Source organism: Luteimicrobium subarcticum (assembly GCF_002798015.1).
GTDB classification, from domain to species: Bacteria; Actinomycetota; Actinomycetes; order Actinomycetales; family Cellulomonadaceae; genus Luteimicrobium; species Luteimicrobium subarcticum.
In genome coordinates, this window is sequence record NZ_PGTZ01000006.1 from 854,536 (window position 1) to 877,607 (window position 23,072).

The following is a 23,072-nucleotide window of genomic DNA, read 5'->3' on the forward strand; positions in this document are numbered from 1 at the left end:
GGCCGCGCGCGCCGGGTGGACCGGCGTGCGCGACCCCTGCGGCCGGTGGGCCCGCGGAGCGCCTCAGACGCGCGTCAGCAGGCCACCGGACCGCGCTCCTCGCCGCCGTCCGCGGACGCGTCTGCGGCGAGTTCGTACGACCCGATCGCTGCCACCTTCTCGGCGGACGGCGACTCCGGGTCGAAGCGGTACCCCAGCCACTCGTCGACCAGCTTGCGCGCGAGCTCGAGCCCGATGACGCGCTGGCCCATGGTGAGCACCTGGGCGTCGTTCGACTTCACGGCACGCTCGACCGAGTACGAGTCGTGGGCGGTGACCGCACGGATGCCCGGCACCTTGTTGGCGCTGATCGCGACGCCGAGCCCGGTCCCGCAGAACAGCAGGGCCCGGTCGGCGTTGCCCGCGCGGACCTCGCGGGCCGCCTCGACCGCCACGTGCGGGTAGGCGACGTGCGCCCGCTCGCCACGTGGTGGGACACCGACGTCGATGACCGTCTCGACGCGCGGGTCCTGCTCGAGCTGCGCCTTGAGCGCCTCCTTGTAGTCCACGCCGGCGTCGTCGCTGCCGACGACGATGCGCAGGCGGACGGCGTCCGCAGCGGGGGTCGTGCTCATGGTTGGTTCCTCTCCATCTCGTCCAGCACGCGCGCGAACGCGTCCGGGTCGTGTGCACGTCGACCGAGGAAGATCCCGTCGACGCTGCCGCGCAGCTCGGTCCACGTGCCGGGGCCGGCCGTGCCGCCGTAGAGCAGCCGGACGTCGGTGCCCCAGCGGTCGGCTCGGCGACGCAGGGCGGCGGTGACGCCCAGCACGTGCTCGGCGTCGGCGGGCTGCGCGGCGCCGATCGCCCACCGCGGCTCGTAGGCGACGAGCACGTCGCCCACCCCGGACGTCCCGAGGACCGCGTCGAGCTGCTCGGCGCAGGCGGCCGCCGCGGCGTCGGCGGGGACCCGGTCGTCCTCGCCTACGCACACGAGCGGGACGATCCCCTGCTCGCGGCACCGGGCGACCTGGGCCGCGAACACCCCGTCCGTCTCACCGAGCACCGACCGGCGCTCGGCGTGCGCGATCTCGGCGTAGACGACACCGAGCTCGCCCAGCACGCTCGCGGGCACCTCGCCGGTGAACGCACCGGCCGGGTGCGCCGACACCTGCTGGGCGCCGAGCGCCGCCACGCCTGCCAACCGTCCGCCGACCGCGTCGAGCGCGGTCGCGACGGGGAGCACCACGACCTCGACCGCTCCCGCGGCCGCCCGCACCGCGGGCAGGACCGCGTCGACCCACCGGAGGGTCTCGGACTGACCGAGGTACGCCTTGAGGCTCACCGCGGCCAGCGGACGGGACGTCAGCGCCATGTCACTCACCTGCCTCCGCGGCGACGGTGGCGACGACGAGGGCCAGCGACGTCGCGCCCGGGTCCGCGTAGCCGAGGCTGCGCTCAGCGAGCGGACGCGCACGGCCGATCTGCGGCGTCAGCGACGCCGTGTCGGCAGCCTTCTGCGTCGCGACGCCCGCGGCGACGTGCCAGGCGTCCGCGGCGCCGTCGCCCGCGTCGAGCCGCGTCCGCAGGGACTCGACGAACGGGACGAGGGCGTCGAGCATCGTCTTGTCACCCACGTGCGCCTTGCCGAACGCGAGGAGCTCGTCGAGGCCCGCCTGGACGGCGTCCGCGACCGCGTCCGCGGTGGGGGCGACCTCGTCGTCGAGCGTGCCGGCGGCGGCGCGCAGCGCGGCACCCCACAGCGCTCCGGACGTCCCGCCCGCCTTGTCGCCCCACGCGTCTCCGGCGTCGGCGAGCGCCGACGCGACACCGGCCCCCTGCGTCACGGCCTCCCGCAGCGCCGCGACAGCGGCGAGCGACCCCTTGGTCATGCCCCGACCGTGGTCACCGTCCCCGGCGACCGAGTCCAGCTTGCCGAGGTCGTCCTCGCTCTCGCGGAGCGCGCCGGCGACGCGCTCCGCGTACGACAGCAGGGTGCGAGCGGCGTCCTGCGACTCGGCGCTCGCGACCGCGAAGATGCGGGCGCCCGTCTGCGACGCCGCGTGCTCCGTCTTCTGCGCCGCGTGGAGCCCGCCGCCGATGCGGAACGCGGGTGTCTCCGCTGGCGCGAGCCAGAGCTGCTCGAGCTCGTCGTCCAGCCAGGTCAGGGTCAGGGAGAGCCCGGCCATGTCGAGGCTCGTGATGAACTCGCCGACCTGCGGTGCGACGAGCTGTGTGCCCGCGGCCTCGAGCAGGGGACGGATGTCGTTCCACAGCACGAACAACTCTTCATACTTGGTCCCGCCGAGACCGTTGACCGTCGCGAGCACGCGGCCGTCCACACCGTCGGGCCGCTCCTCGAGGACCGTGTTGACGAGCAGCTCGGCGAGCTCGCGCGACGTGACGACGTCCTCCTCGGAGATGCCGGGCTCGCCGTGCACACCCATCCCGACGCCCATGCGCCCGGTGGGCACGGTGAACAGCGGCTCCGGGGCGCCGGGGAGCGTGCAGCCCGCGAACGCGACAGCGAACGAGAACGTGCGGGCGTTGGCCCGGCGGGCGACATCGGTCACGGCGTCGAGGTCGTAACCTGCCTCGGCGGCGGCGCCCGCGATCTTGAACACGACGAGGTCGCCGGCCGTGCCGCGGCGCTTGTGCGCCTCGTCCGAGGACGCGCTCGTGAGGTCGTCCGTGACGGTCACGGTCTGCGTCGGGATGCCCTCGGAACGGAGCCGCTCCTGCGCGAGGTCGAAGTTCAGGACGTCGCCGGCGTAGTTCCCGTAGCTGAGGAAGACGCCGCCGCCGCGCTGCGCGGCGCGGGCGACCGAGTAGACCTGCTGCGTGGACGGCGAGGCGAACACGTTGCCGACGACCGCGCCGTCCGCCATTCCGGGGCCGACCCACCCGGCGAACGCCGGGTAGTGGCCGCTACCGCCGCCGATGACGACGGCGACCTTGTTCTCGGGGGTCTCGGTCGAGCGGACGACGCCGCCGTAGACCGGCTCGACCAGCTCGGGGTGCAGGCTCGTGAAGCCGGCGATCATCTCGTCCGCGAACTGGGACGGGTCGTTGAAGACGGTGGTCATGACTGTTCTCCTTCGAACGGGTGGGTCACCAGGCGGCGGCGGCGAGGCCGGCGAGCGCTCCGCCGACGAGGGGGCCGACGACCGGGGGCCACCAGTAGCCCCAGTCGTTGGAGCCGCGGTTGCGCATCGGGACGATGGCGTGCGCGACGCGGGCGGAGAGGTCGCGGGCGGGGTTCAGCGACCAGTTGGTGTTCCCGCCGAGGGTCACACCGATGCCGATCACGACGAGCCCGACGGCGAGCGGGCCGAGCCCGGACGGCGTGCTGCTCTGGGAGAGGATCACCCACACGAGCACGAACGTGGCGATGACCTCGACGAGGAAGTTGTGCGAGTGCTTGCGGATCGCGGGGTACGTGACCATGGACTTGAGGCGCACGTCCGGGTCGTCGGTCGCGTCGAAGTGCTGGCGGTAGACGAACCAGGCGAGCAGCGACCCGACGAACGCGCCCAGGAGCTGCGCACTGAGATAGACCAGCGTGGACGCCACCGTGATCGCGATGCCGGGGGCGAACTCGCCGCTGCCCTCGAAGATCTTGCCGATCGTGACCGCGGGGTTGATGTGCGCGCCCGACCTGCCGGCGATGAAGATCGCGCAGTAGACGCCGAGTCCCCAGCCGAACGCCCCCATGAGGGTCGTGCCGTTGCCCCCGTACGTACGGACGAGCTGGAGGTTCATCGCGACCCCGAGGCCCATCAGCAGCAGGAGCCCCGTGCCGAGGAACTCGGAGACGAACACTGTTCCGAGAGAGACATCCATGTCGAACGACCTTTCTGCCCCGCCGCTCTGCGGGCGCCCTCCCATGGTGCGGAGGGGGCAGAGCGGCGTGCGGTCGTCTGCACAGATGCGTCAACCTGCGGCCGGAACGGACCCCGGATCGGCGCGATCCGGTGAGAAGATGCGTCAGCTCACCCCGGCCGACGCGATCGCCGACCCCAGGACGGGGCTCAGCAGCGTCACCGACGCGACCACGGGGACCCACCACGCCGGTCGCCCGGCACGCAGGCGCGCGACCGCCAGGACCACGGCCACGAGGACGCCCACCCAGGGCAGGAGCACGCCGACGTAGAACCCCGCGGTGACGAACCCGAAGCGGCACGACGAGGGGCTGCAGGCGTCGGCCGCCATCGCGATGAACAGGCCGGTGAACGACGCCCCGACGGCGAGCGCGGCCTGGAGCGTGAGAAGGACGACGGTCGCCGGGACGTCCCGGCGACGGCGTGCCGGGACGAGGTCCGCGTCGGGCGGCGCTGCAGGGGACACTGCGGGGGACGCTGCGGTCAGCGGGGTCACGGAGAGAGCGGCCTGCGGGTCCCCCGGCGGCGAGGTCGTCATGAGCGGTGAGTCTAGGGGCGGGCGGAGAATAGGGCCGTGAACCTCCCCCACCTGGCTTTCTACGAGCCGCGCATCGCCGGCAACACGGGCAACGCGATCCGGCTCTCCGCCGTGACGGGCACGACGCTCCACCTGGTCGAGCCGCTCGGCTTCGACCTGTCGGAGCCGAAGCTCAAGCGCGCGGGCCTGGACTACCACGACCTGGCGAGCGTCGTCGTGCACCCGGACCTCGAGGCGCTGCTCGCGGCGCTGCCGGACGCGCGCGTGTTCGCCTTCACGACGAAGGCGACGACGTCGTACACCGACGTGGCGTACCGGCCGGACGACGTGCTGCTCTTCGGCCCCGAGCCGACGGGACTGCCCGACGAGGTCCTGGCGCACCCGCGCGTGACCGACCAGCTCAAGATCCCGATGCTGCCTGCGCGCCGGTCGCTGAACCTCACGTCGGCGGCGTCCATCGCGATCTACGAGGCGTGGCGCCAGGTCGGCTTCGCCGACGGCGCCTGACCCTGCCCGGCGGACGCTGCAGCAGCGCCGCCGTCAGGCGGACGCGCGGACCGTCAGGGTGGGCTCGAAGATCCGGGACGCGGTGGCGGGCGCGGTGCCGTCGAGCTGTCCGAGCAGCAGGTCGACCATCGCTGTCGCCATCTCCTCGAGCGGCTGCCGGACGGTCGTGAGCGCGGGCCGGGAGTAGCGGGCGGGCGACGCGTCGTCGAAGCCGACGACGGCGACGTCGTCCGGGACGCGACGGCCGGCGGCGGCGAGCGCGTGCAGCGCACCGAGGGCCATGAGGTCGTTGGCGGCGAACACGCCGTCGATCGTGGGGTGCCGCTCGAGGAGCTCGCGCATGGCGGTCTCGCCGCTCTCGAGCGTGAAGTTGCCGCTCGCGACGGGGACGTAGGGGCGGCCCGCGGCGGTCATCGCGTCGCAGAAGCCGGCGAGGCGCTCGGACGCGGCGGGCACGTCGAGCGGGCCGGAGATCACGGCGACGTCGCGGCAGCCGCGGCCGACGAGATGGTCGGCGGCGAGGCGGGCGCCGGCCCGGTGGGCGACGTCGACGAAGCTCACGCCCAGCCCGTGAGCGGGCTGCGCGAACACGACGACGCGGCGGCCGGCGTCGAGCAGCTGGCGGGGCAGCGGGTCGGCCGGGTCGGTCGAGACGAGCAGCGCACCGTCGGCGCCGCCGCGCGCGAGGAACGCCTCGACGCGGTGCCGCTCGTCGTCGGTCTCGGCGATCATCAGGACGGGCTGGACGTCGCGCGGCGCGACCGCGCGGACCATCGCGCTGGTCAGCCGGCCGAAGAACGGGTCGCCGTAGACGTCGTCGGGGCTGGGCGCGCCCGAGGGTTCGGCACCGGACACGACGATGGCGAGCGACCCGGCGCGCCGCGTCACGAGCGAGCGCGCGGCGGTGTTGGGGACGTACCGGATCTCGGCCACGGCCCGCTGCACGGCCTCGACGATGTGCGGTGCCACGCCGTCCTTGCCGTTGACGACGCGGGAGACGGAGGCGCGCGAGACCCCGGCCACCCGCGCCACGTCCTCGAGCGTGGGGGTGCCCGTCGGGCGGGCCATCAGGTCGTCGCTCATCCCGGCCACGGTAGCACTCAGAGAACGCTCTCTGGATTCGGCCGCGACCCGGCGATTCTCCGTTCGGTGACAAGGTGTTGACATGCGGGTGAATTTCGGCGCACGCTTGCCCCGGCCCAGAGAGCGCTCTCTGGGATTTTCCCGAACCGCATGCCAGCTCGACGGAGAACTGCGTGCGACCCACCGAGGTCGACGACGTCCTCCGCCGGGCCGGCTCCACCCGAGGAGCCCCATGTCCCCCAGAACGACCCCCCGCGCCGCGCCCGCCGCGTCCCGGGTGCTCGTCGCGACGCTCGCCGCCGGCGCCCTGTGCACCGCGGCCGTCGTCGTCCCGATCGCGACGGCGCACGCCGACCCCGTCCTGCTGTCGCAGGGCAAGGCCGTCACCGCGTCGTCCACCGAGAACGCCGACTACTACCCCGCGAAGTACGCCGTCGACGGCGACGCGACCTCGCGGTGGTCCTCCCAGGCCAAGGACGGCCAGTGGATCCAGGTCGACCTCGGCGCCTCCGCCTCGCTCTCGCGGGTCGAGATCGACTGGGAGGGCGCGTACGCGGACGGCTACAAGCTCCAGACGTCCGCCGACGCGTCCACCTGGACCGACGCGTACACGACCACCACCGGCGACGGCGCCAAGGACTCCGACACGCTCGCCTCCGGGTCCGCCGGCCGCTACGTCCGCCTCCTGTCGACCCACCGCGCCACGGGCTACGGCATCTCGACCTACGAGCTGCGCGTCTACGGCACCGCCGGCGGCTCGACGTCCAGCCCGACGAGCACGCCCACCTCCACGCCGACCGGCGGCACCACCGGCGGGACGCTGCTGTCCCAGGGGAAGACCGCGTCCGCGTCCGGCACCGAGAACGCCGACTACTACCCCGCGAAGTACGCGGTCGACGGCAGCGCGACGACCCGCTGGTCCTCGCCCGCGCAGGACGGCCAGTGGCTCCAGGTCGACCTCGGCGCGAGCGCCTCGCTCTCGCGCGTCGAGATCGACTGGGAGGGCGCGTACGCCGACGGCTACAAGATCCAGACCTCGGCGAACGCCACGACCTGGACCGACGCGTACACCACCACCACCGGCAAGGGCGGCAAGGAGGTCGACACGCTCGCGGCGGGCTCGACCGGCCGCTACGTCCGCCTCCTGTCGACCCACCGTGCCACCGGCTACGGCATCTCGGTCTACGAGCTGCGCGTCTACGGCACGGGCGGCTCCACGCCCACGCAGACGCCCACCCAGACCCCGACGCAGACCCCGACGCAGACGCCCACGAACCCGGGCACCCCGACCGACGTCACCGGCCCCCTCACGGGCGCGAGCGTCGTCAAGGTCACGGGCGGCAACGGCAGCTGGGCGCTCACCGTCAACGGCCAGCCGTACACGGTCAAGGGCATGACGTGGGGCCCGGCGAACACCGCGGGTGACCAGTACCTGCCCGACTTCGTGAAGCTCGGCGCCAACACGCTGCGCACCTGGGGCACCGGCGCGGACAGCAAGCCGCTGTTCGACTCGGCCGCCAAGTACGGCGTGCGCGTGGTCGCCGGCTTCTGGCTCGGCCCGGGCGGTGGCCCCGGCTCGGGCGGCTGCCCCGACTACGTCAACGACGCGTCGTACAAGTCGTCGTCGATGACCGACATCATCAACCAGGTCAACACCTACAAGTCGCACCCCGCGGTGCTCATCTGGGACGTCGGCAACGAGTCCCTGCTCGGCCTGCAGAACTGCTACTCGGGGACGACGCTCGAGGCGCAGCGCGCGGCCTACGCGACCTTCGTCAACGACGTCGCCAAGGCCATCCACCAGGCCGACCCGAACCACCCCGTCACCTCGACGGACGCGTGGGTCGGCGCGTGGGACTACTACAAGAAGTACTCGCCGGACCTCGACCTGCTGGCCCTCAACTCCTACGGCGCCGTGTGCGACGTGGCGGCCTACTGGAAGAACGGCGGCTTCAACAAGCCGTACATCCTCACCGAGGGTGGCCCGGAGGGTGACTGGGAGGCCCCGAAGGACGCCTTCGGGCTGCCGAACCAGGGCACCGACCAGGACAACGCCGACGGGTACACCAGCTCGTGGAAGTGCCTCATGAGCAACACGGGCGTCGCGCTCGGCGGCACCCTGTTCCACTACGGGATCGAGGGCGACTACGGGGGCGTGTGGTTCAACGTCATCCCCGGCGGCAACAAGCGCCTCTCGTACTACGCGGTCGCCAAGGCGTTCGGCGGCTCGGCCGCCCAGCCCGGCGTCAACACCCCGCCGCGCTTCGCGTCGATGAGCATCGACAGCGCGAGCGCCGTCACCGCCGGCTCGACGATGACGATCCGGGCGAGCATCAGCGACCCCGACGGCGACGCCATCACGTACCACACGTCGCTCAACTCGATCGCGATCGACAAGTCGACCGGCACGCTCGAGGTCCCCAACACGCAGGTCTCCCCCGGCGTCTTCCAGATCACCGCACCCACCCGCCCCGGCGTGTGGAAGGTCTACATCTGGGCCGAGGACGGCAAGCACAACGTGGGCGTGCAGACCGTCGACATGCGGGTCGTCCCGCAGCCCGTCGCCGGCACGAACATCGCGAAGGGCAAGACGGCCACCGCGTCCTCGTTCGACGCCTACAACGGCAACTGGTCGCCCGGCCAGGCCGTCGACGGCGACCTCACCACCCGGTGGGCGAGCAACTGGGACGACGACGAGTGGATCCAGGTCGACCTGGGCTCGGTCCAGTCCTTCAGCACCGTCCAGCTCGTCTGGGAGTCCGCGTACGCGAAGGGCTACCAGATCCAGGTGTCGAACGACGGCACCACCTGGACCACGGTCAAGACCGTGACCGACGGGGACGGTGACGTCGACACGCTCGCCGTCTCCGGCTCGGGCCGCTACGTGCGGCTCCACGGCACGGCACGCGGCACCTCGTACGGCTACTCGCTGTACGAGCTCGGGGTCTACCGCTGATCGCACCGGTACCCCGTGTCGGCCGGGGCGGCGGACACCGCCCCGGCCGACCACCCGGACCACCCCGGTCCGGCCAGCACCTCTCAGACGAGCAACCCGTCTCGCACGAGCACGAAGGAGCACGGCATGAGAAACACCCACCACCCCGAGGAGCGGCGACGGAGCCGCGTCCACCTCGCCGTCGCCGGAGCCGCTGTCGCGGCGCTCGCCGCCGCCGGCGGGCTGATGGTCCTGGCGCCGTCCGCGAGCGCCGCGGCCGTCAACATCTCGGACGGCAAGACGGCGACGGCGTCGTCGTCGGAGGGCGCGGACTTCGTCGCGTCCAAGGCCGTGGACGACAACACGGCCACGCGCTGGTCGAGCCAGTGGTCGGACGCGCAGTGGATCCAGGTGGACCTGGGCGCCACGGCGTCGGTCGACCACGTCGACATCCAGTGGGAGGCCGCGTACGCGAAGGCGTTCCAGGTCCAGCTCTCGAACGACGGCACCACCTGGACGACGGTCAAGTCCGTCACGGGCGCCACGGGCGGCAACCAGAGCGTCGCCGCCTCCGGGTCCGGCCGCTACGTGCGCCTCAACCTCACGCAGCGCGCCACCCAGTACGGCTACTCGATCTTCGAGGTCGACGTGTTCGGCACGGGCGGGGCGACCCCGCCGGCGTACACGCCGCGGCCCCTGCCGACGCCGCCCGCCGGCGTCGACGCGACGGTCACGCACCACGAGTTCCAGATGAACTGCACGGTCAACCACACGGCGTTCGACGACCCGCTGGTCCTGCCGGGACAGTTCGGCAAGTCGCACAACCACTCGTTCATGGGCAACCTCGACACGAACGCGGCGTCGACCCCCGACACCCTGATGACGGGCTCGGGCACGAGCTGCACGGTCGCCCAGGACAAGTCGGCGTACTGGTTCCCGACGCTGTACCGGGGTGACAAGCAGGTCATCTCGCCCGACCTGCAGACGATCTACTACAAGTCCGGGATCGTCGACTACAAGAAGGTCCAGCCGTTCCCGGCCGGTCTGCGGTTCTACGCCGGCAGCCCGTTCTACACGTCGCCCACCGACTTCAAGAACGCCCCCGGGACCGTCGAGGGCTGGGAGTGCGGCGACAGCACGAAGAACTGGTCCATCCCGACGTACTGCGCACCGGGCAGCCAGCTCAACATGCGCTACCAGGCGCCGAGCTGCTGGGACGGCGTCCACCTCGACTCGGCGGACCACCGCTCGCACATGGCCTACCCGGTCAACGGCGAGTGCCCGGCCGACCACCCCGTCCCCGTGCCGATGATCGAGATGAAGATCAGCTGGCCCGTCAGCGGCGACATGACCGGCGTGCACCTCGCGAACATGACGATGTCCGACGGCTCGGTCATGTCCGTGACGTGGCACTACGACTTCATGAACGGCTGGGACCAGACGGTCCTGTCCGCCCTCACGCAGCACTGCATCGACGGGGGCCTGCAGTGCAACCCCCACGGCTACGACCTGTACAAGCCCTGGGCCGGGACCGTCCTCGACGACACCGGAAAGCTCGTCTGGCAGCCCGCCTGACGACCACGAGCAGCCGGGGGCGGCGGGCGACGGGAGACGTCCGCCGCCCCTCGGCACGACCTGACCGTGCTCACCGCCGAGCACGTGATCCCGACGGCAGCGACGCCGTCCCCGAACGAAGGACACCCATGAGCACCCCCACCCCAGCACGCCTGCGCAACGCGTTCGGCGTGGCGCTCGCGACGACGCTCGTCGCGGGAGGCGCCGTCGCGGCGCTCGCGCCGAGCGCGCACGCCGCGGACACCAACCTGTCGCAAGGGAAGACGGCGACGGCGTCGTCGTCCGAGAACGCGAGCTACTACCCCGCCGCGTCCGCGGTCGACGGCAGCGGCACGACGCGCTGGTCGTCCGCCGCGCAGGACGGCCAGTGGCTCCAGGTCGACCTGGGCCAGGTCTCGACCATCAGCCACGTCGACCTCCAGTGGGAGGGCGCGTACGCGAAGGGCTTCCAGATCCAGGTCTCGACCAACGGGACGACGTGGACGACCGCCGCGACCGTGACGAACGGGACGGGCGGCAACCAGACCGTCCAGGCCGCGGGCACGGGCCGGTACGTCCGGATCCTCAGCACGCAGCGCGCGACCGGCTACGGCATCTCGCTGTGGGAGTTCCAGGTCTTCGGGACGGCCGGGACCTCCGGCACGACGTCCCCGACCACCTCGCCCACCGCGAGCCCGACCGCGACGGCCACCCCGACGAACGGGACCGGCGGCGCGTGCGGCACGACGAACGTGGCGCTCGGCAAGGCGTCGTCCGCGTCGTCGTCCGAGAACGCCGACTACACGCCCGCGAAGAACGCGTTCGACGGCGACGGCGGCACGCGCTGGTCGTCGCAGGCGACGGACAACCAATGGATCCAGGTCGACCTGGGCAGCTCGCAGAGCATCTGCGGCGTCGAGCTGGACTGGGAGTCGGCGTACGGCAAGGGCTTCCAGGTCCAGACGTCCGTGGACGGCAGCACCTGGACGACCGTCAAGACCGTCACGAACGGGACCGGCGGGGTGCAGAAGCTCGACGTGACCGGCACCGGCCGGTACGTCCGGATGCTCGGCACCGCGCGCGCGACCGGGTACGGGTACTCGCTGTGGGAGATGAAGGTGTTCACGGGCGGCTCGGGGTCGACGTCCTCGCCCACCACCACGCCCACCCAGACCCCCACGCAGACCGCGTCGCCCACCCAGACCCCGACGCAGACGCCCACCCAGACGCCGACGGGAGGCACCGTGAAGGCCGCCGACCCCGCCAACCCGGACTTCGGCAAGAACGTCTACGTGTTCAAGCCGACGGACGACCAGGCGTCGATCCAGAACACGGTCAACGACGTGTTCTCGCGCCAGGAGTCGAACCAGTTCGGTGACGAGCGCGACCAGTTCCTGTTCCTGCCGGGCAACTACGACGTGCAGGCCAACATCGGCTTCTACACCGCGATCTCCGGCGCCGGCCTCAACCCCGACGACGTGAACATCGACGGCGGCGTGTGGGTCGACGCGCAGTGGTTCAACGGGAACGCGACGCAGAACTTCTGGCGCTCGGCCGAGAACTTCGCCGTGACGCCGTCGACCGGTCAGGCCCGCTGGGCGGTCGCGCAGGCCGCCCCGATGCGCCGCGTCCACGTCAAGGGCGACCTCGCGCTCAACTCGTCCGCGTACGGGTGGGCGTCCGGCGGCTACATCGCCGACACGAAGGTCGACGGCAAGACGTCCGCGTGGACGCAGCAGCAGTGGTACACGCGCGACTCGACGCTCACCGGCGGCTGGGAGGGCACGCTCTGGAACATGGTGTTCTCGGGCACCCAGAACGCGCCCGCGACGTCGTTCCCGTCGCCCGCGGTGACGACGCTGTCGACCACCGGCACGGTCCGCGAGAAGCCGTACCTGTACTGGAAGGACGGCAAGTGGGCCGTCTTCGTGCCGTCGGTGCGCACCGGCACGACCGGCGTGACGTGGCCGAACACCCCGGGGACGTCGCTCGGGCTCGACACGTTCTACCTCGCCCACCCGGGTGACAAGGCGTCCACGATCAACGCCGCGCTCGCGCAGGGGCTCAACGTGATCTTCACGCCCGGCGTCTACCACACCGACCAGACGATCAACGTGACCCGACCCGACACCGTCGTGCTCGGCCTGGGCCTCGCGACGATCATCCCGGACAACGGCGTCGACGGCCTGAAGACCGCGGACGTCAACGGCATCAAGATCGCCGGGCTCCTGTTCGACCAGGGCACGACGAAGTCGAACACGATCCTCACGATCGGCTCGTCCGGGTCGCACACCTCGCACGCCGCGGACCCGCAGTCCATCCAGGACGTGTTCATCCGGGTCGGCGGCGTCGTCGCCGGCAAGACGACGAACGCGATCGTCGTCAACGCCGACAACACGATCATCGACCACATCTGGTCGTGGCGGGCCGACCACGGCGCCGGCGCCGGGTGGGACCAGAACGTCGCCGACTACGGCCTGATCGTCAACGGCAACAGCGTCAACGCGTACGGCCTGTTCGTCGAGCACTACCAGAAGTACAACGTGCTCTGGAACGGCGAGAACGGCCGCACCGTGTTCTTCCAGAACGAGCTGCCGTACGACCCGCCGAGCGCGGCCGCGTGGTCGCACGACGGCAAGGTCGGGTACGCGGCGTACAAGGTCGCGGACACCGTGAAGAACCACGAGGCGTGGGGTCTCGGCTCCTACTGCGTGTTCACCACGGACCCGACGATCCAGGTCGCGGACGGCTTCGAGGTCCCTGACGTCCCGGGCGTGAAGATGCACTCGCTGTCGACCGTGTCGCTCGGCGGCAAGGGCTCGTACGCCCACGTCATCAACACCACCGGCCCGGTCGCGCAGGGCACCGACACCGTCCCCGCGACGGTGACGAGCTACGGCGGCTGACCCTCCGCACCACTCCTCCGCACCACGCGTCTGCCGAACGGGCCCTTGTCCACCCTCTGATCGCTCAGGGGGTGGACAAGGGCCCGTCCGGCGTGCGGAACCGCCCACTCGTCGCGCTCCTCTTGACATCAAGTAGTAAACGCAAGCAGGATCAATCCCGACGAGAACGGACTCGTCGCGTTCGACCGAGACATCCGCAACATCCCGCTACATCCGCAACCAGCTCAACGACGATCTGACTGCACCACGATCGGGACGCACCCCCGGTAGGGCTGGCTCTTCTCCCAGGAGCCTGTCGATGAACCTCGCACGACCCTCAGAACACTCAGCCTCACCAGCCGGGCGCAGCCGCGCCCGGGCTCGCAACGTCCTCGCGACGGCCGCCGTCACCGCCCTGGCGTGCGGCGCGGTCGTCATCCCCCTGACGTCGGCGCACGCTGCCGACACCAACCTGTCGCAGGGCAAGACGGCGACCGCGTCGTCCTCCGAGAACGACGGCGTCTTCGGCGCGAAGGCCGCCGTCGACGGCGACACCGGCACGCGCTGGTCGTCGACGTTCTCCGACGGCCAGTGGCTGCAGGTCGACCTCGGCCAGGTCTCCACGATCACGCGCGTCGACCTCCAGTGGGAGGCCGCCTACGCGGACGCGTTCCAGATCCTGGTGTCCAACGACGGCACCACCTGGACCACCGCGAAGACCGTCACCGGCGGCACGGGCGGCAAGCAGTCCGTGACCGTGAGCGCGACGGGCCGGTACGTCCGCATGCTCACCACGCACCGCGCGACCACCTACGGCGTCTCGCTGTGGGAGCTCCAGGTCTTCGGGACGGCCGGCACCTCCACGCCCACCCCGACGCCCACCCCGACCTCCACCCCCACGTCGACCCCCACGGGCGCGTGCGGCACCACGAACGTGGCGCTCGGCAAGGCGGCCACGGCCTCGTCGACGGAGAACGCGGGCACCCCCGCCTCGGCTGCCGTCGACGGCGACGCCGGCACCCGCTGGTCGTCCGCCTTCACGGACGCGCAGTGGCTCCAGGTGGACCTCGGCAGCTCGCAGAACGTCTGCGGCGTCGAGCTCGACTGGGAGGGCGCGTACGGCAAGGCGTTCCAGGTCCAGACGTCCGCGGACGGGTCCACGTGGACGACGGTCTACTCGACGACGACGGGCACCGGTGGCACGCAGAAGCTCACGGTGTCCGGCACCGGGCGGTACGTCCGCGTCCTCGGCAGCGCGCGCGGCACCCAGTACGGCTACTCGCTGTGGGAGCTCAAGGTGTTCACGACGTCGGGCTCCACCTCGTCGCCGACGAGCACGCCGACCCAGACGCCGACGAGCACCCCCACCCCGACCCCGACCTCGACCGGGAACCCGATCCCCGGCGGCGGCTCCCTCGGGTCGAACGTGCACATCTTCACGCCGTCCGACTCGGCCGCGTCGATCCAGTCGACCCTCGACAGCGTGTTCAGCCGGCAGGAGACGAACCAGTTCGGCGACGAGCGCGACCTGCTGCTCTTCGCACCGGGCTCGTACGACGTCAAGGCGAACGTGGGCTTCTACACGTCCGTCGCAGGACTCGGCAAGAACCCGGACGACGTCAACATCAACGGCGGCGTCTGGGTCGACGCCGGCTGGTTCGACGGCAACGCGACGCAGAACTTCTGGCGGTCGGTCGAGAACCTGTCGATCACCCCGCAGGGCTACCCGGAGCGCTGGGCGGTCGCGCAGGCCGCGCCGATGCGACGCGTGCACGTCAAGGGCGACCTGTCGGTGTACCCGTCGTCGTACGGGTGGGCGTCGGGTGGGTTCATCGCCGACTCCAAGGTGGACGGCACCGTGAGCACGGCGTCGCAGCAGCAGTGGTTCAGCCGGTCGTCGACGTTCGGCGGCTGGTCGGGCTCGGTGTGGAACATGGTGTTCGCGGGCGTCCAGGGCGCGCCGTCCGACGCGGCGTACCCGAACCCGCCGTTCACGACCGTGGCGACGCAGCCCGTCGACGTCGAGAAGCCGTACCTCTACATGTCGGGCTCCGCGACGACCGACCTGGCCGTCTGGGTCCCGTCGAAGCAGACGAGCACGTCGGGCGTCACCTGGCCGAACACCCCGGGCCGGTCCGTCCCGATCTCGCAGTTCTACGTCGCGCACCCCGGTGACACGACCGCGAAGATCAACCAGGCGCTCGCGCAGGGCCTCAACCTGATGTTCACCCCGGGGGTCTACCACCTGGACGGCACCATCGCGGTGAACAACCCCGACACCGTGGTGCTCGGGCTCGGGCTCGCGACCCTCATCCCGGACAAGAACGCGTCCGCGATGACGGTCGCCGACGTCAACGGCGTCTCCGTCTCCGGTCTGCTGTTCGACGCGGGGACGGCCGGTTCACCGTCGCTGCTGCGCGTCGGCACGGCCGGCTCGCACGCGGACCACGCGGCCGACCCCATCTCGATCCACGACATCTTCACGCGCGTCGGCGGGGTCGTCCCCGGCAAGACCGGCACGGCGATCGAGATCGACGCGGACGACACGGTCGTCGACCACGTGTGGTCGTGGCGTGCCGACCACGGCGCGGGCGTGGGCTGGACCGCGAACACCGCGGACTACGGGTTCGTGGTCAACGGCAACGACGTGACCGCGTACGGCCTGTTCGTCGAGCACTACCAGAAGTACAACGTCCTGTGGAACGGCAACGGCGGGAAGACGTACTTCTACCAGTCCGAGCTGGCGTACGACGTGCCCAACCAGGCGGCGTGGCAGAACGGCAGCACCCGCGGGTACGCGGGCTACAAGGTCGCGAGCACCGTCACCACCCATGAGGCGTGGGGGCTGGGCGTGTACTGCTACTTCAACGTCGACCCGACGATCACCGTGGACCGCGCCATCGAGGTCCCGGACGTCCCCGGCGTGAAGATCCACCACGCGGCATCCGTGTCGCTGGGCGGCAACGGCAGCATCCAGCACGTCGTCAACAACACGGGAGGGATCGCGCAGGGCACGGCCACCGTCCCGTCCTACGTGACCCAGTACGGAGGCTGACCCACCCCGCCTGACCCGCACCACCCGCACCGCCGAACGGGCCCCTGTCCACCTTCTGAGCGTTCAGGAGGTGGACAAGGGCCCGTTGGCGCGGGAACGACCCCGACCCCACCGCCCAGACCGAGACCGAGACCGAGACCGAGAAGGACCTCAGCGCTCCGGCGTGATGACGACCTGCCCGGCCCAGGTGAACCCTCCACCGAAACCGAACAGCAGCGCGGGCACACCGGCGGGGATCTGCCCGGCGTGCCACCACTTGGACAGCCCCAGCGGGATGCTCGCGGCGGACGTGTTCCCGGACTCGGTGACGTCGGTGACGACGACCTTGCTCTCGAGCCCGAGCGCCTTGGCGAGGGGCTCGATGATGCGCAGGTTGGCCTGGTGCGCGACGAGCACCTCGATGTCGTCGAGGGTCAGGCCGGACTTCTCGACGATGGCGCGGGCGCGGTCGGCGGCCTGGGTGATGGCCCAGCGGAACACGGCCCGGCCGTCCTGGTTGAACGTGCCGGAGGGCTGCTCGATGCGGACGGACTCGGTGATCTCGGGTTCGGAGCCCCACACGACGGGCGAGACCTGGGGCTCGTCCGACGCGCCGAGCACGACGGCGCCGGCGCCGTCGGCGGTGAGGATGCAGGTGGCGCGGTCGGTCCAGTCGGTCACGGCGGTGAGCTTCTCGGCGCCCACGACGAGGGCCGTGCGGGCGGTGCCGGTGCGGATGGCCTGGTCGGCGACGCCGACGGCGTACGCGAAACCGGAGCAGGCGGTGTTGACGTCGATGACGCCGGGGCCCACGATGCCGCGGAGGTCCTCGTCGGCGGGCCGCTCGCTGCCGACGGCGCGGCCGGTGCGCAGCGCGTGGGCGACGCGTCCGGCGGTGTTGGGGCTGATGTCGCGCGCTGTCGCGGTGGCGACGACGACGAGGTCGACGTCGGCGATCGTGATCCCGGCGTCCTCCAGGGCGTGCCGTGCGGCGGCGGTCGCCATGTCGGCGACGGTGGTGTCGTCGTCGGCGACGCGTCGCGTGACGATCCCGGTCCGGGACTGGATCCACTCGTCGTTGGTCTCGACGAGCCGGGCGATGTCGTCGTTGGTGACGACCTTCTCGGGCTGGTGGTGACCGAGACCGAGGATGCGGGAGCCGGCGGCACCGACGGCCGGACGCAGAGCAGGAGCCATGCACCGATCATCGCGGCAGCAGGCCGCTGGTTCCAAACCGAGCTCCCGCACCCGTGGTCCGGGTGGTGTCAGCGACCCGTGCCGTGGACGGCGTGGGGCTCGATGGCGGCGATCTCGTCGTCGGTGAGGGCGGGGGCGCTCGCTGCGGCGACGGAGTCCTCGAGCTGGCGGGCGCTGGACGCGCCGACGAGGGTGGAGGTGACGCGGTCGTCGCGCAGGATCCAGGTGAGGGCGAGCTGGGCGAGGGTCTGGCCGCGTCCCTGGGCGACCTCGTTGAGCGCACGGGCGCGCGCGAGGTACGTCTCGGAGAGGTTGTCGGACGACAGGAACGGCGAGGACGAGCGGGCGGCCCGCGAGCCCTCGGGTGCGGCGCCGGTGAGGTACCGGTCGGTGAGGAGCCCCTGCTGGAGCGGGGAGAACACGACGGCGCCGACACCGAGGTCGCCGAGGACGTCGAGCAGCGACTCCGTCTGGGTGCCGTCGTAGCCGTCCTCGTGGGCGGGGTCCTCGACGTGCCGGTTGAACATCGAGTAGGACGGCTGGTGCACGGTCAGCGGGACTCCGAGCCCGTCGAGGACGCGGGCGGCGTCACGCGTGCGGGCGGGCGAGTAGTTGGACACGCCGACGTACAGGGCCTTGCCCGACCGGACGATGTCGGCGAGCGCCCCCATGGTCTCCTCGAGCGGGGTCGAGGGGTCCGGGCGGTGGTGGTAGAACACGTCGACGTAGTCGAGGCCCATGCGCTGGAGGGACTGGTCGAGCGAGGACACGAGGTACTTGCGCGAGCCGCCGTCGCCGTACGGGCCGGGGCCCATGCGGTAGCCGGCCTTGGTGGAGATGATCAGCTCGTCGCGGTAGGCGCCGAGCCCGTCGCGCAGGTGGCGGCCGAAGTTGACCTCGGCGGAGCCGGCGGGCGGGCCGTAGTTGTTGGCGAGGTCGAGGTGGGTGACGCCAAGGTCGAGCGCGCGGCGCAGGGTCTCGCGCTGGGTCTCGTACCGGTCGACGTCGCCGAAGTTGTGCCAGAAGCCGAGGGAGACGGCGGGCAGGTCGAGGCCGCTGCGCCCGCAGCGGCGGTAGGTCGCGCGGCCGGCGCCCTCGTCGTAGCGGTCGTCGGCGGCGGTCCAGGGGGTGGCGGGGAGCGGCATGCTGTCATCCTCGCACCCGCAACCACCATGACGAAACGATTCGAGCGCGTGGCCCCCCGCGCCGGTGCCGGCGGCCTCCTGGGACAATCGACGGGTGGCACCGACCGACGACCTCCCGCCCGCCGCGCCCGCGACCCGGGTCGTCCTGCTCACCGGCGCGTCCGGCTCCGGCAAGACGTCCCTGACGAGGCGCCTCGGGCTCCCCGTCGTCCCGCTCGACGACTTCTACCGCGACGAGGACGCCCCCGGGCTCCCCCGCCGGTTCGGCATCGTCGACTGGGACGACCCCGCGAGCTGGGACGGCACGGCAGCGCTCGCGACGCTGCACACCCTGTGCACGACGGGTCGAGCCGACGTCCCCGTGTACGACATCGCGACGTCACGCCGCACCGGCACGACGCACCTCGACGTCACGGGAGCACCGCTCGTCGTCGCCGAGGGGATCTTCGCCGCGGAGCTCGTCGGGCCGTGCCGCGACGCCGGCCTGCTCGGCGACGCGATCTGCCTCACCCGCCCCCGCCTCCAGACGTTCTGGTACCGCCTCCTGCGCGACCTCTCCGAGATGCGCAAGCCGCCGTGGACGCTCGTCCGGCGCGGGATCGGGCTGCTGCGCGACGAGCCGCGGCTGGTCGCGGGCTGGACCGCGAAGGGCTGCCGGCCGCTGCACCCCGACGCCGCCGAGCGGGCCGTCCGAGCACTCCTGCCCTGACCTCCTGCGCCACGCGCCCGACCCCCACGCCAGCCCGCGAGAACGTCATGCACTCGTAACAGTCCCGTCATGCCGCGCTCACGCGCGTCCCTCACGCTCACGGCAGGAGGTGGCAACCATGAGCGCACCGGCGCTGCGGGTCCTGTCCTTGTACGAGGGCTTCTTCAGCGGGGGCGCGCGCGCCCTGCACACCACGGTCGTCGTCGGCCTGCACACCGGCGGCAGCCAGGTGCACTCGGCGCTCGCGATCCACCGCACGGTCCAGCGCGAGACGCTGCTGCAACGCATGACGGACGACCCCCGGTACCGAGCGCTGCGCCAGGCCGGGGTCCGCGTCGCCACGCTCGGACGGCCCCACGACCACGCCGCGCCCGGCTTCACGGACCGCGAGCTCGCGACCGTCGCGCGCCACGCCGCCGCCGCCGATCTCGTCGTGTCGCTCAAGGAGCAGCCGCTGCGGCTCGTCAACCAGCCGTCCTTCCCCGGCACCCCGGTCGTCGCGTGCCTGCACCGCTCCGACCCCGAGCACTCCGGCGTCGCGCTCGACGACCTGCTCGCGGCCTCGTCCTCCGGGCGCCTCGCCGGCGCGATCTGCTGCGCCTGGTCCACCCGCGACGCCTACGCCGCGGCCGGCGTGCCCGAGAGCCTGCTCCAGGTCGTCCCCAACGGCGTCGACCTCGCCCGGTTCCGGCCCGTCTCCCCCGCCCGCCGCGGCTCGCTGCGTGCGGCGCTCGGCCTGCCGGTCGACGCCCCCGTCGTCACCATCGCGGCCCGCTACGACACCATGAAGAACGTCGGGCTGTTCGTCCGCGCCGCCCGGGTCTGGCTCGACGCCACGCCCGACGGGCACGCGCTCGCGTGCGGCGCCGGCATGGACCACGCCAACGCCGACCTGCAGGACGACCTCGCGACCGTGTTCGCCGACCGTCCCGACCTGCTCGCCCGCCTGCACCTCCTGGGCGTCCGGCACGACATGCAGCACGTGTACGCGGCGACGGACGTCGTCGCCCTCACGTCGTCGTTCGGGGAGGCCGCGCCGCTGTGCCTCATCGAGGGCGCCATGTGCGGCGCGGTCCCCGTGGCGACCGACGTCGGCGACGCCGCACGGATCGTCGACGGCATCGGGCTCGTCGTCCCGACGGAGCCCGACGCCGTCGCCGCCGGGTGGACCGAGGCGGTCCGCCGACGCGAGGAGCTCGAGCCGGCGCGCGAGGCCGCCCGGACCCGGTTCAGCCACACCCGGATGGTCGCCGCCTACGCGACCGTCCTCGAGCAGCTCCACCGCGACGCCACCGGGATGCGTCGCGCCGCCCAGCCCCGTCCTGCCGTCCGGGTCGGCGCGCGCGGCGCGAGGACGACGGCGTGAGCGTGACGGCGTGAGCGTGACGGCGTGAGCGGGGTGAGGATGACGGGGTGACCACATCCCGAAGCATCCTGTTCCTCGGCGGCACCGGAGTCATCTCGGCCGCGTGCGTGCGCCACGCGGTCGACGCCGGGCACCGCGTCACCGTGCTCAACCGGGGGCGGTCGTCCGACCGTGCCCTGCCCGACGGCGTCGAGCACCTCGTCGCGGACCTGCGCGACCCGTCGTCGCTCGACACGGCCCTCGCCGGCCGCGAGTACGACGCCGTCGCCCAGTTCCTCGCGTTCACGCCCGACCAGGTCGCCGCGGACGTCGCCCGGTTCGAGGGGCGCACCGGGCAGTACCTGTTCGTGTCGTCCGCGTCGGCGTACCAGAAGCCGCCCGCGCGCCTTCCCGTGCGGGAGACGACCCCGCTGCGCAACCCGTTCTGGCAGTACTCGCGCGACAAGGCCGCGTGCGAGGACGTCCTCACCGGCGTGTACCGGGAGCGCGGCTTCCCCGCGACCGTCGTCCGCCCGTCCCACACCTACGACGAGACGGGGCTGCCGACGCTGTTCGGCTGGACGGACGTCGCCCGGATGCGGGCCGGCAAGCCGGTCGTCGTGCACGGCGACGGCACGTCCCTGTGGACCATCACCCACGCCCGCGACGTCGCGGTCGGGATCGTGGGGCTGCTCGGACACCCCGCCGCGCTCGGCGAGGCGTTCACCGTCACGGGCGACCACGCCCCCACGTGGGACCAGGTGTACACATGGCTCGGCCGGGCCGCCGGGGTCGAGCCGGATCTCGTGCACGTCGCGTCCGAGACGATCGCGCTCGCCGCGCCCGACCTCGGGCCCGCCCTGATGGGCGACAAGGCGCACTCGATGGTCTTCGACACGACGCGGCTGCGCGACCTCGTGCCGTCGTTCGGCACCACCGTGACGTACGACGAGGGCGCTGCGGCCCAGGTCGCGTGGTTCGACGCGCACCCCGACCGGCAGGTCGTGGACCCGGACGCCGACGCACTCAGCGACCGTCTGGTCGCGCACGCCCGCGCGCTCTGACCCGCCCCTCCCCCCCCTCTCCCCTCCCTCCGCCGCCGAGGCGCACGTTCCGCACGTTCCGCTCCCGCCGAGGCGCACCTTTCGCACCGTGCATCCGTCGGATGCGGTGCGCAACGTGCGGCTCGGCGGGAGGGGGCGGGCGTGCACATCCCCCGGCGACGCACCGCCCCTCCCCAGGTTCCCGCCACCACGGGGAGGCCGACGACGCTCCCCGCCCTGCCCGGGCACGATCGGCGCCATGCGTCCCGCCCGTCCCGTCCCGTCCGAGCTCGCGTCGGGACCGTTCAGCCGAGCCACCGCGCTCGCGCACGTCACCGACCGCACGCTCGGCGGGCCGGCATACCGCTCCCTCACCCGCGGGGTGCACGCCGCCCGGGAGCTTCCCGTCGACCACGGGGTCCGCATCCTCGCGGCACGCGCCGCGCTCGGCGAGCACGCCGTCGTGTCGGGCGCGAGCGCCGCGTGGGTGTGGGGGGCTCAGCTCGCCGCGCCCGACGAACCGGCCACGATGACCGTGTCCCGGCACGTCCGCCAGCGCCGGGAGCTGCGGGTTCGTGAGGACGTGCTGCGTGCGGGCGAGGTGGTCGTGACCGCTCGCTGGGGGCTGACGACCACACCGGCCCGGACGGCCTACGACCTGGGTCGCGTGCGCTCGCTGACCACGGCCGTCCAGCATCTCGACGCACTCACCGCCACGACCAGGGTCACGCCCGACGACGTGCTGGCCTGCACGGCGGGACGGCCCGGCTCCCGGTGGATCACCACGCTGCGGACCGCGCTCGAGCTCACCGACCCGGGTGCCGAGTCGCCTCGGGAGTCCGCGCTCCGGGTCCTGCTCGTCACGGCAGGACTTCCTCGGCCGGCGACCCAGGTCGTCGTGCGGGACGTCGCCGGGTTCTTCGTGGCGCGCGTCGACCTGGGCTGGCCCGATCTCCGGGTCGCGGTCGAGTACGACGGTCAGCATCACGACCTGCCCGAGCAGGTCCGAAAGGATCGAGCGCGCCTCAACCGGCCCCGGGTCGCCGGCTGGACCGTCATCGTGGTCGACCGGCACCAGATGCGTCGCCCGGACGACGTCGTCGCGACGGTGGCTGCGGCCCTCCGGGCGGCGCGTGGGCGGTGAGCCTCCCGCCGAGGCGCACCTTTCGCACCGCGAATCCGGCTGATGCGGTGCGGAACGTGCGCCTCGGCGGGAGCGGGCGCGTCGGGGGGGACG

General features: G+C 72.3%; 17 protein-coding genes. 9 read left to right on the forward strand and 8 right to left on the reverse strand.

The annotated features are described in order from the left end of the window. Positions 1-74: 74 nt before the first annotated feature. From CLV34_RS04520 to CLV34_RS04540, 5 genes are all read right to left on the reverse strand, one after another. Positions 75-614: a ribose-5-phosphate isomerase gene (locus CLV34_RS04520; RefSeq protein WP_100348983.1), complete on the reverse strand. Its 540-nt coding sequence runs from the start codon at positions 612-614 to the stop codon at positions 75-77. Continuing rightward, positions 611-1,354, reverse strand: coding sequence for a triose-phosphate isomerase (locus tag CLV34_RS04525; protein ID WP_100348984.1), 744 nt, complete (start codon positions 1,352-1,354; stop codon positions 611-613). Before CLV34_RS04525 ends, CLV34_RS04520 begins: the two co-directional genes overlap by 4 nt. A 1-nt stretch (position 1,355) precedes the next feature. Then, on the reverse strand, positions 1,356-3,065 hold the full coding sequence (locus CLV34_RS04530; RefSeq protein WP_100348985.1) for a dihydroxyacetone kinase family protein: 1,710 nt from the start codon (positions 3,063-3,065) through the stop codon (positions 1,356-1,358). Between the two features lie 25 nt (positions 3,066-3,090). Next, complete coding sequence (locus CLV34_RS04535) at positions 3,091-3,822, reverse strand: MIP/aquaporin family protein (protein WP_100348986.1); 732 nt, start codon at positions 3,820-3,822, stop codon at positions 3,091-3,093. A 144-nt stretch (positions 3,823-3,966) separates the two neighbouring features. After that, positions 3,967-4,398 carry a hypothetical protein gene (locus CLV34_RS04540; protein ID WP_157803693.1) on the reverse strand — a complete coding sequence of 144 codons (432 nt, stop codon included), beginning with the start codon at positions 4,396-4,398 and terminating at the stop codon, positions 3,967-3,969. A 36-nt stretch (positions 4,399-4,434) separates the two neighbouring features. Between CLV34_RS04540 and CLV34_RS04545 the strand changes: the two genes are divergently transcribed. Next, positions 4,435-4,905 carry a tRNA (cytidine(34)-2'-O)-methyltransferase gene (locus tag CLV34_RS04545; protein ID WP_100348988.1) on the forward strand — a complete coding sequence of 157 codons (471 nt, stop codon included), beginning with the start codon at positions 4,435-4,437 and terminating at the stop codon, positions 4,903-4,905. Between the two features lie 33 nt (positions 4,906-4,938). Here the strand turns inward: CLV34_RS04545 and CLV34_RS04550 are convergent, their stop codons facing one another. Further along, positions 4,939-5,988, reverse strand: a complete 1,050-nt coding sequence (locus CLV34_RS04550) for a LacI family DNA-binding transcriptional regulator (RefSeq protein ID WP_100348989.1) — start codon at positions 5,986-5,988, stop codon at positions 4,939-4,941. A 232-nt stretch (positions 5,989-6,220) separates the two neighbouring features. On the opposite strand from CLV34_RS04550, the gene CLV34_RS04555 reads away from it, so the two are divergent. The 4 genes from CLV34_RS04555 to CLV34_RS04570 all read left to right on the forward strand — a co-directional run bounded on the left by CLV34_RS04555 (position 6,221) and on the right by CLV34_RS04570 (position 16,417). Further along, positions 6,221-8,944, forward strand: coding sequence for a discoidin domain-containing protein (locus CLV34_RS04555; protein WP_100348990.1), 2,724 nt, complete (start codon positions 6,221-6,223; stop codon positions 8,942-8,944). A 126-nt stretch (positions 8,945-9,070) separates the two neighbouring features. Beyond that, complete coding sequence (locus CLV34_RS04560) at positions 9,071-10,498, forward strand: DUF1996 domain-containing protein (RefSeq protein ID WP_211289341.1); 1,428 nt, start codon at positions 9,071-9,073, stop codon at positions 10,496-10,498. A gap of 128 nt (positions 10,499-10,626) precedes the next feature. Continuing rightward, complete coding sequence (locus CLV34_RS16875; protein ID WP_100348991.1) at positions 10,627-13,383, forward strand: discoidin domain-containing protein; 2,757 nt, start codon at positions 10,627-10,629, stop codon at positions 13,381-13,383. A gap of 298 nt (positions 13,384-13,681) precedes the next feature. After that, on the forward strand, positions 13,682-16,417 hold the full coding sequence (locus CLV34_RS04570) for a discoidin domain-containing protein (protein WP_100348992.1): 2,736 nt from the start codon (positions 13,682-13,684) through the stop codon (positions 16,415-16,417). A 150-nt stretch (positions 16,418-16,567) separates the two neighbouring features. On the opposite strand, the gene CLV34_RS04575 is transcribed toward CLV34_RS04570, so the two are convergent. Both CLV34_RS04575 and CLV34_RS04580 read right to left on the reverse strand, forming a co-directional pair. Continuing rightward, positions 16,568-17,593: a beta-ketoacyl-ACP synthase III gene (locus tag CLV34_RS04575; protein WP_100348993.1), complete on the reverse strand. Its 1,026-nt coding sequence runs from the start codon at positions 17,591-17,593 to the stop codon at positions 16,568-16,570. 68 nt (positions 17,594-17,661) lie between these two features. Then, positions 17,662-18,738 (reverse strand): aldo/keto reductase, encoded by a 1,077-nt coding sequence (locus tag CLV34_RS04580; protein ID WP_100348994.1) that lies wholly within the window; start codon positions 18,736-18,738, stop codon positions 17,662-17,664. Between the two features lie 94 nt (positions 18,739-18,832). Here CLV34_RS04580 and CLV34_RS04585 point away from each other — a divergent pair, with 94 nt between their 5' ends. The 4 genes from CLV34_RS04585 to CLV34_RS04600 all read left to right on the forward strand — a co-directional run bounded on the left by CLV34_RS04585 (position 18,833) and on the right by CLV34_RS04600 (position 22,979). Next, positions 18,833-19,447, forward strand: coding sequence for a uridine kinase family protein (locus tag CLV34_RS04585; RefSeq protein WP_100348995.1), 615 nt, complete (start codon positions 18,833-18,835; stop codon positions 19,445-19,447). A gap of 118 nt (positions 19,448-19,565) precedes the next feature. Beyond that, the gene (locus CLV34_RS04590; protein ID WP_100348996.1) at positions 19,566-20,813 is read left to right on the forward strand and encodes a glycosyltransferase; all 1,248 of its coding nucleotides are present in this window, start codon (positions 19,566-19,568) and stop codon (positions 20,811-20,813) included. Between the two features lie 47 nt (positions 20,814-20,860). After that, positions 20,861-21,856 carry an SDR family oxidoreductase gene (locus tag CLV34_RS04595; protein ID WP_100348997.1) on the forward strand — a complete coding sequence of 332 codons (996 nt, stop codon included), beginning with the start codon at positions 20,861-20,863 and terminating at the stop codon, positions 21,854-21,856. A gap of 238 nt (positions 21,857-22,094) precedes the next feature. After that, on the forward strand, positions 22,095-22,979 hold the full coding sequence (locus CLV34_RS04600) for a PDDEXK family nuclease (RefSeq protein ID WP_100348998.1): 885 nt from the start codon (positions 22,095-22,097) through the stop codon (positions 22,977-22,979). Positions 22,980-23,072 lie beyond the last annotated feature (93 nt).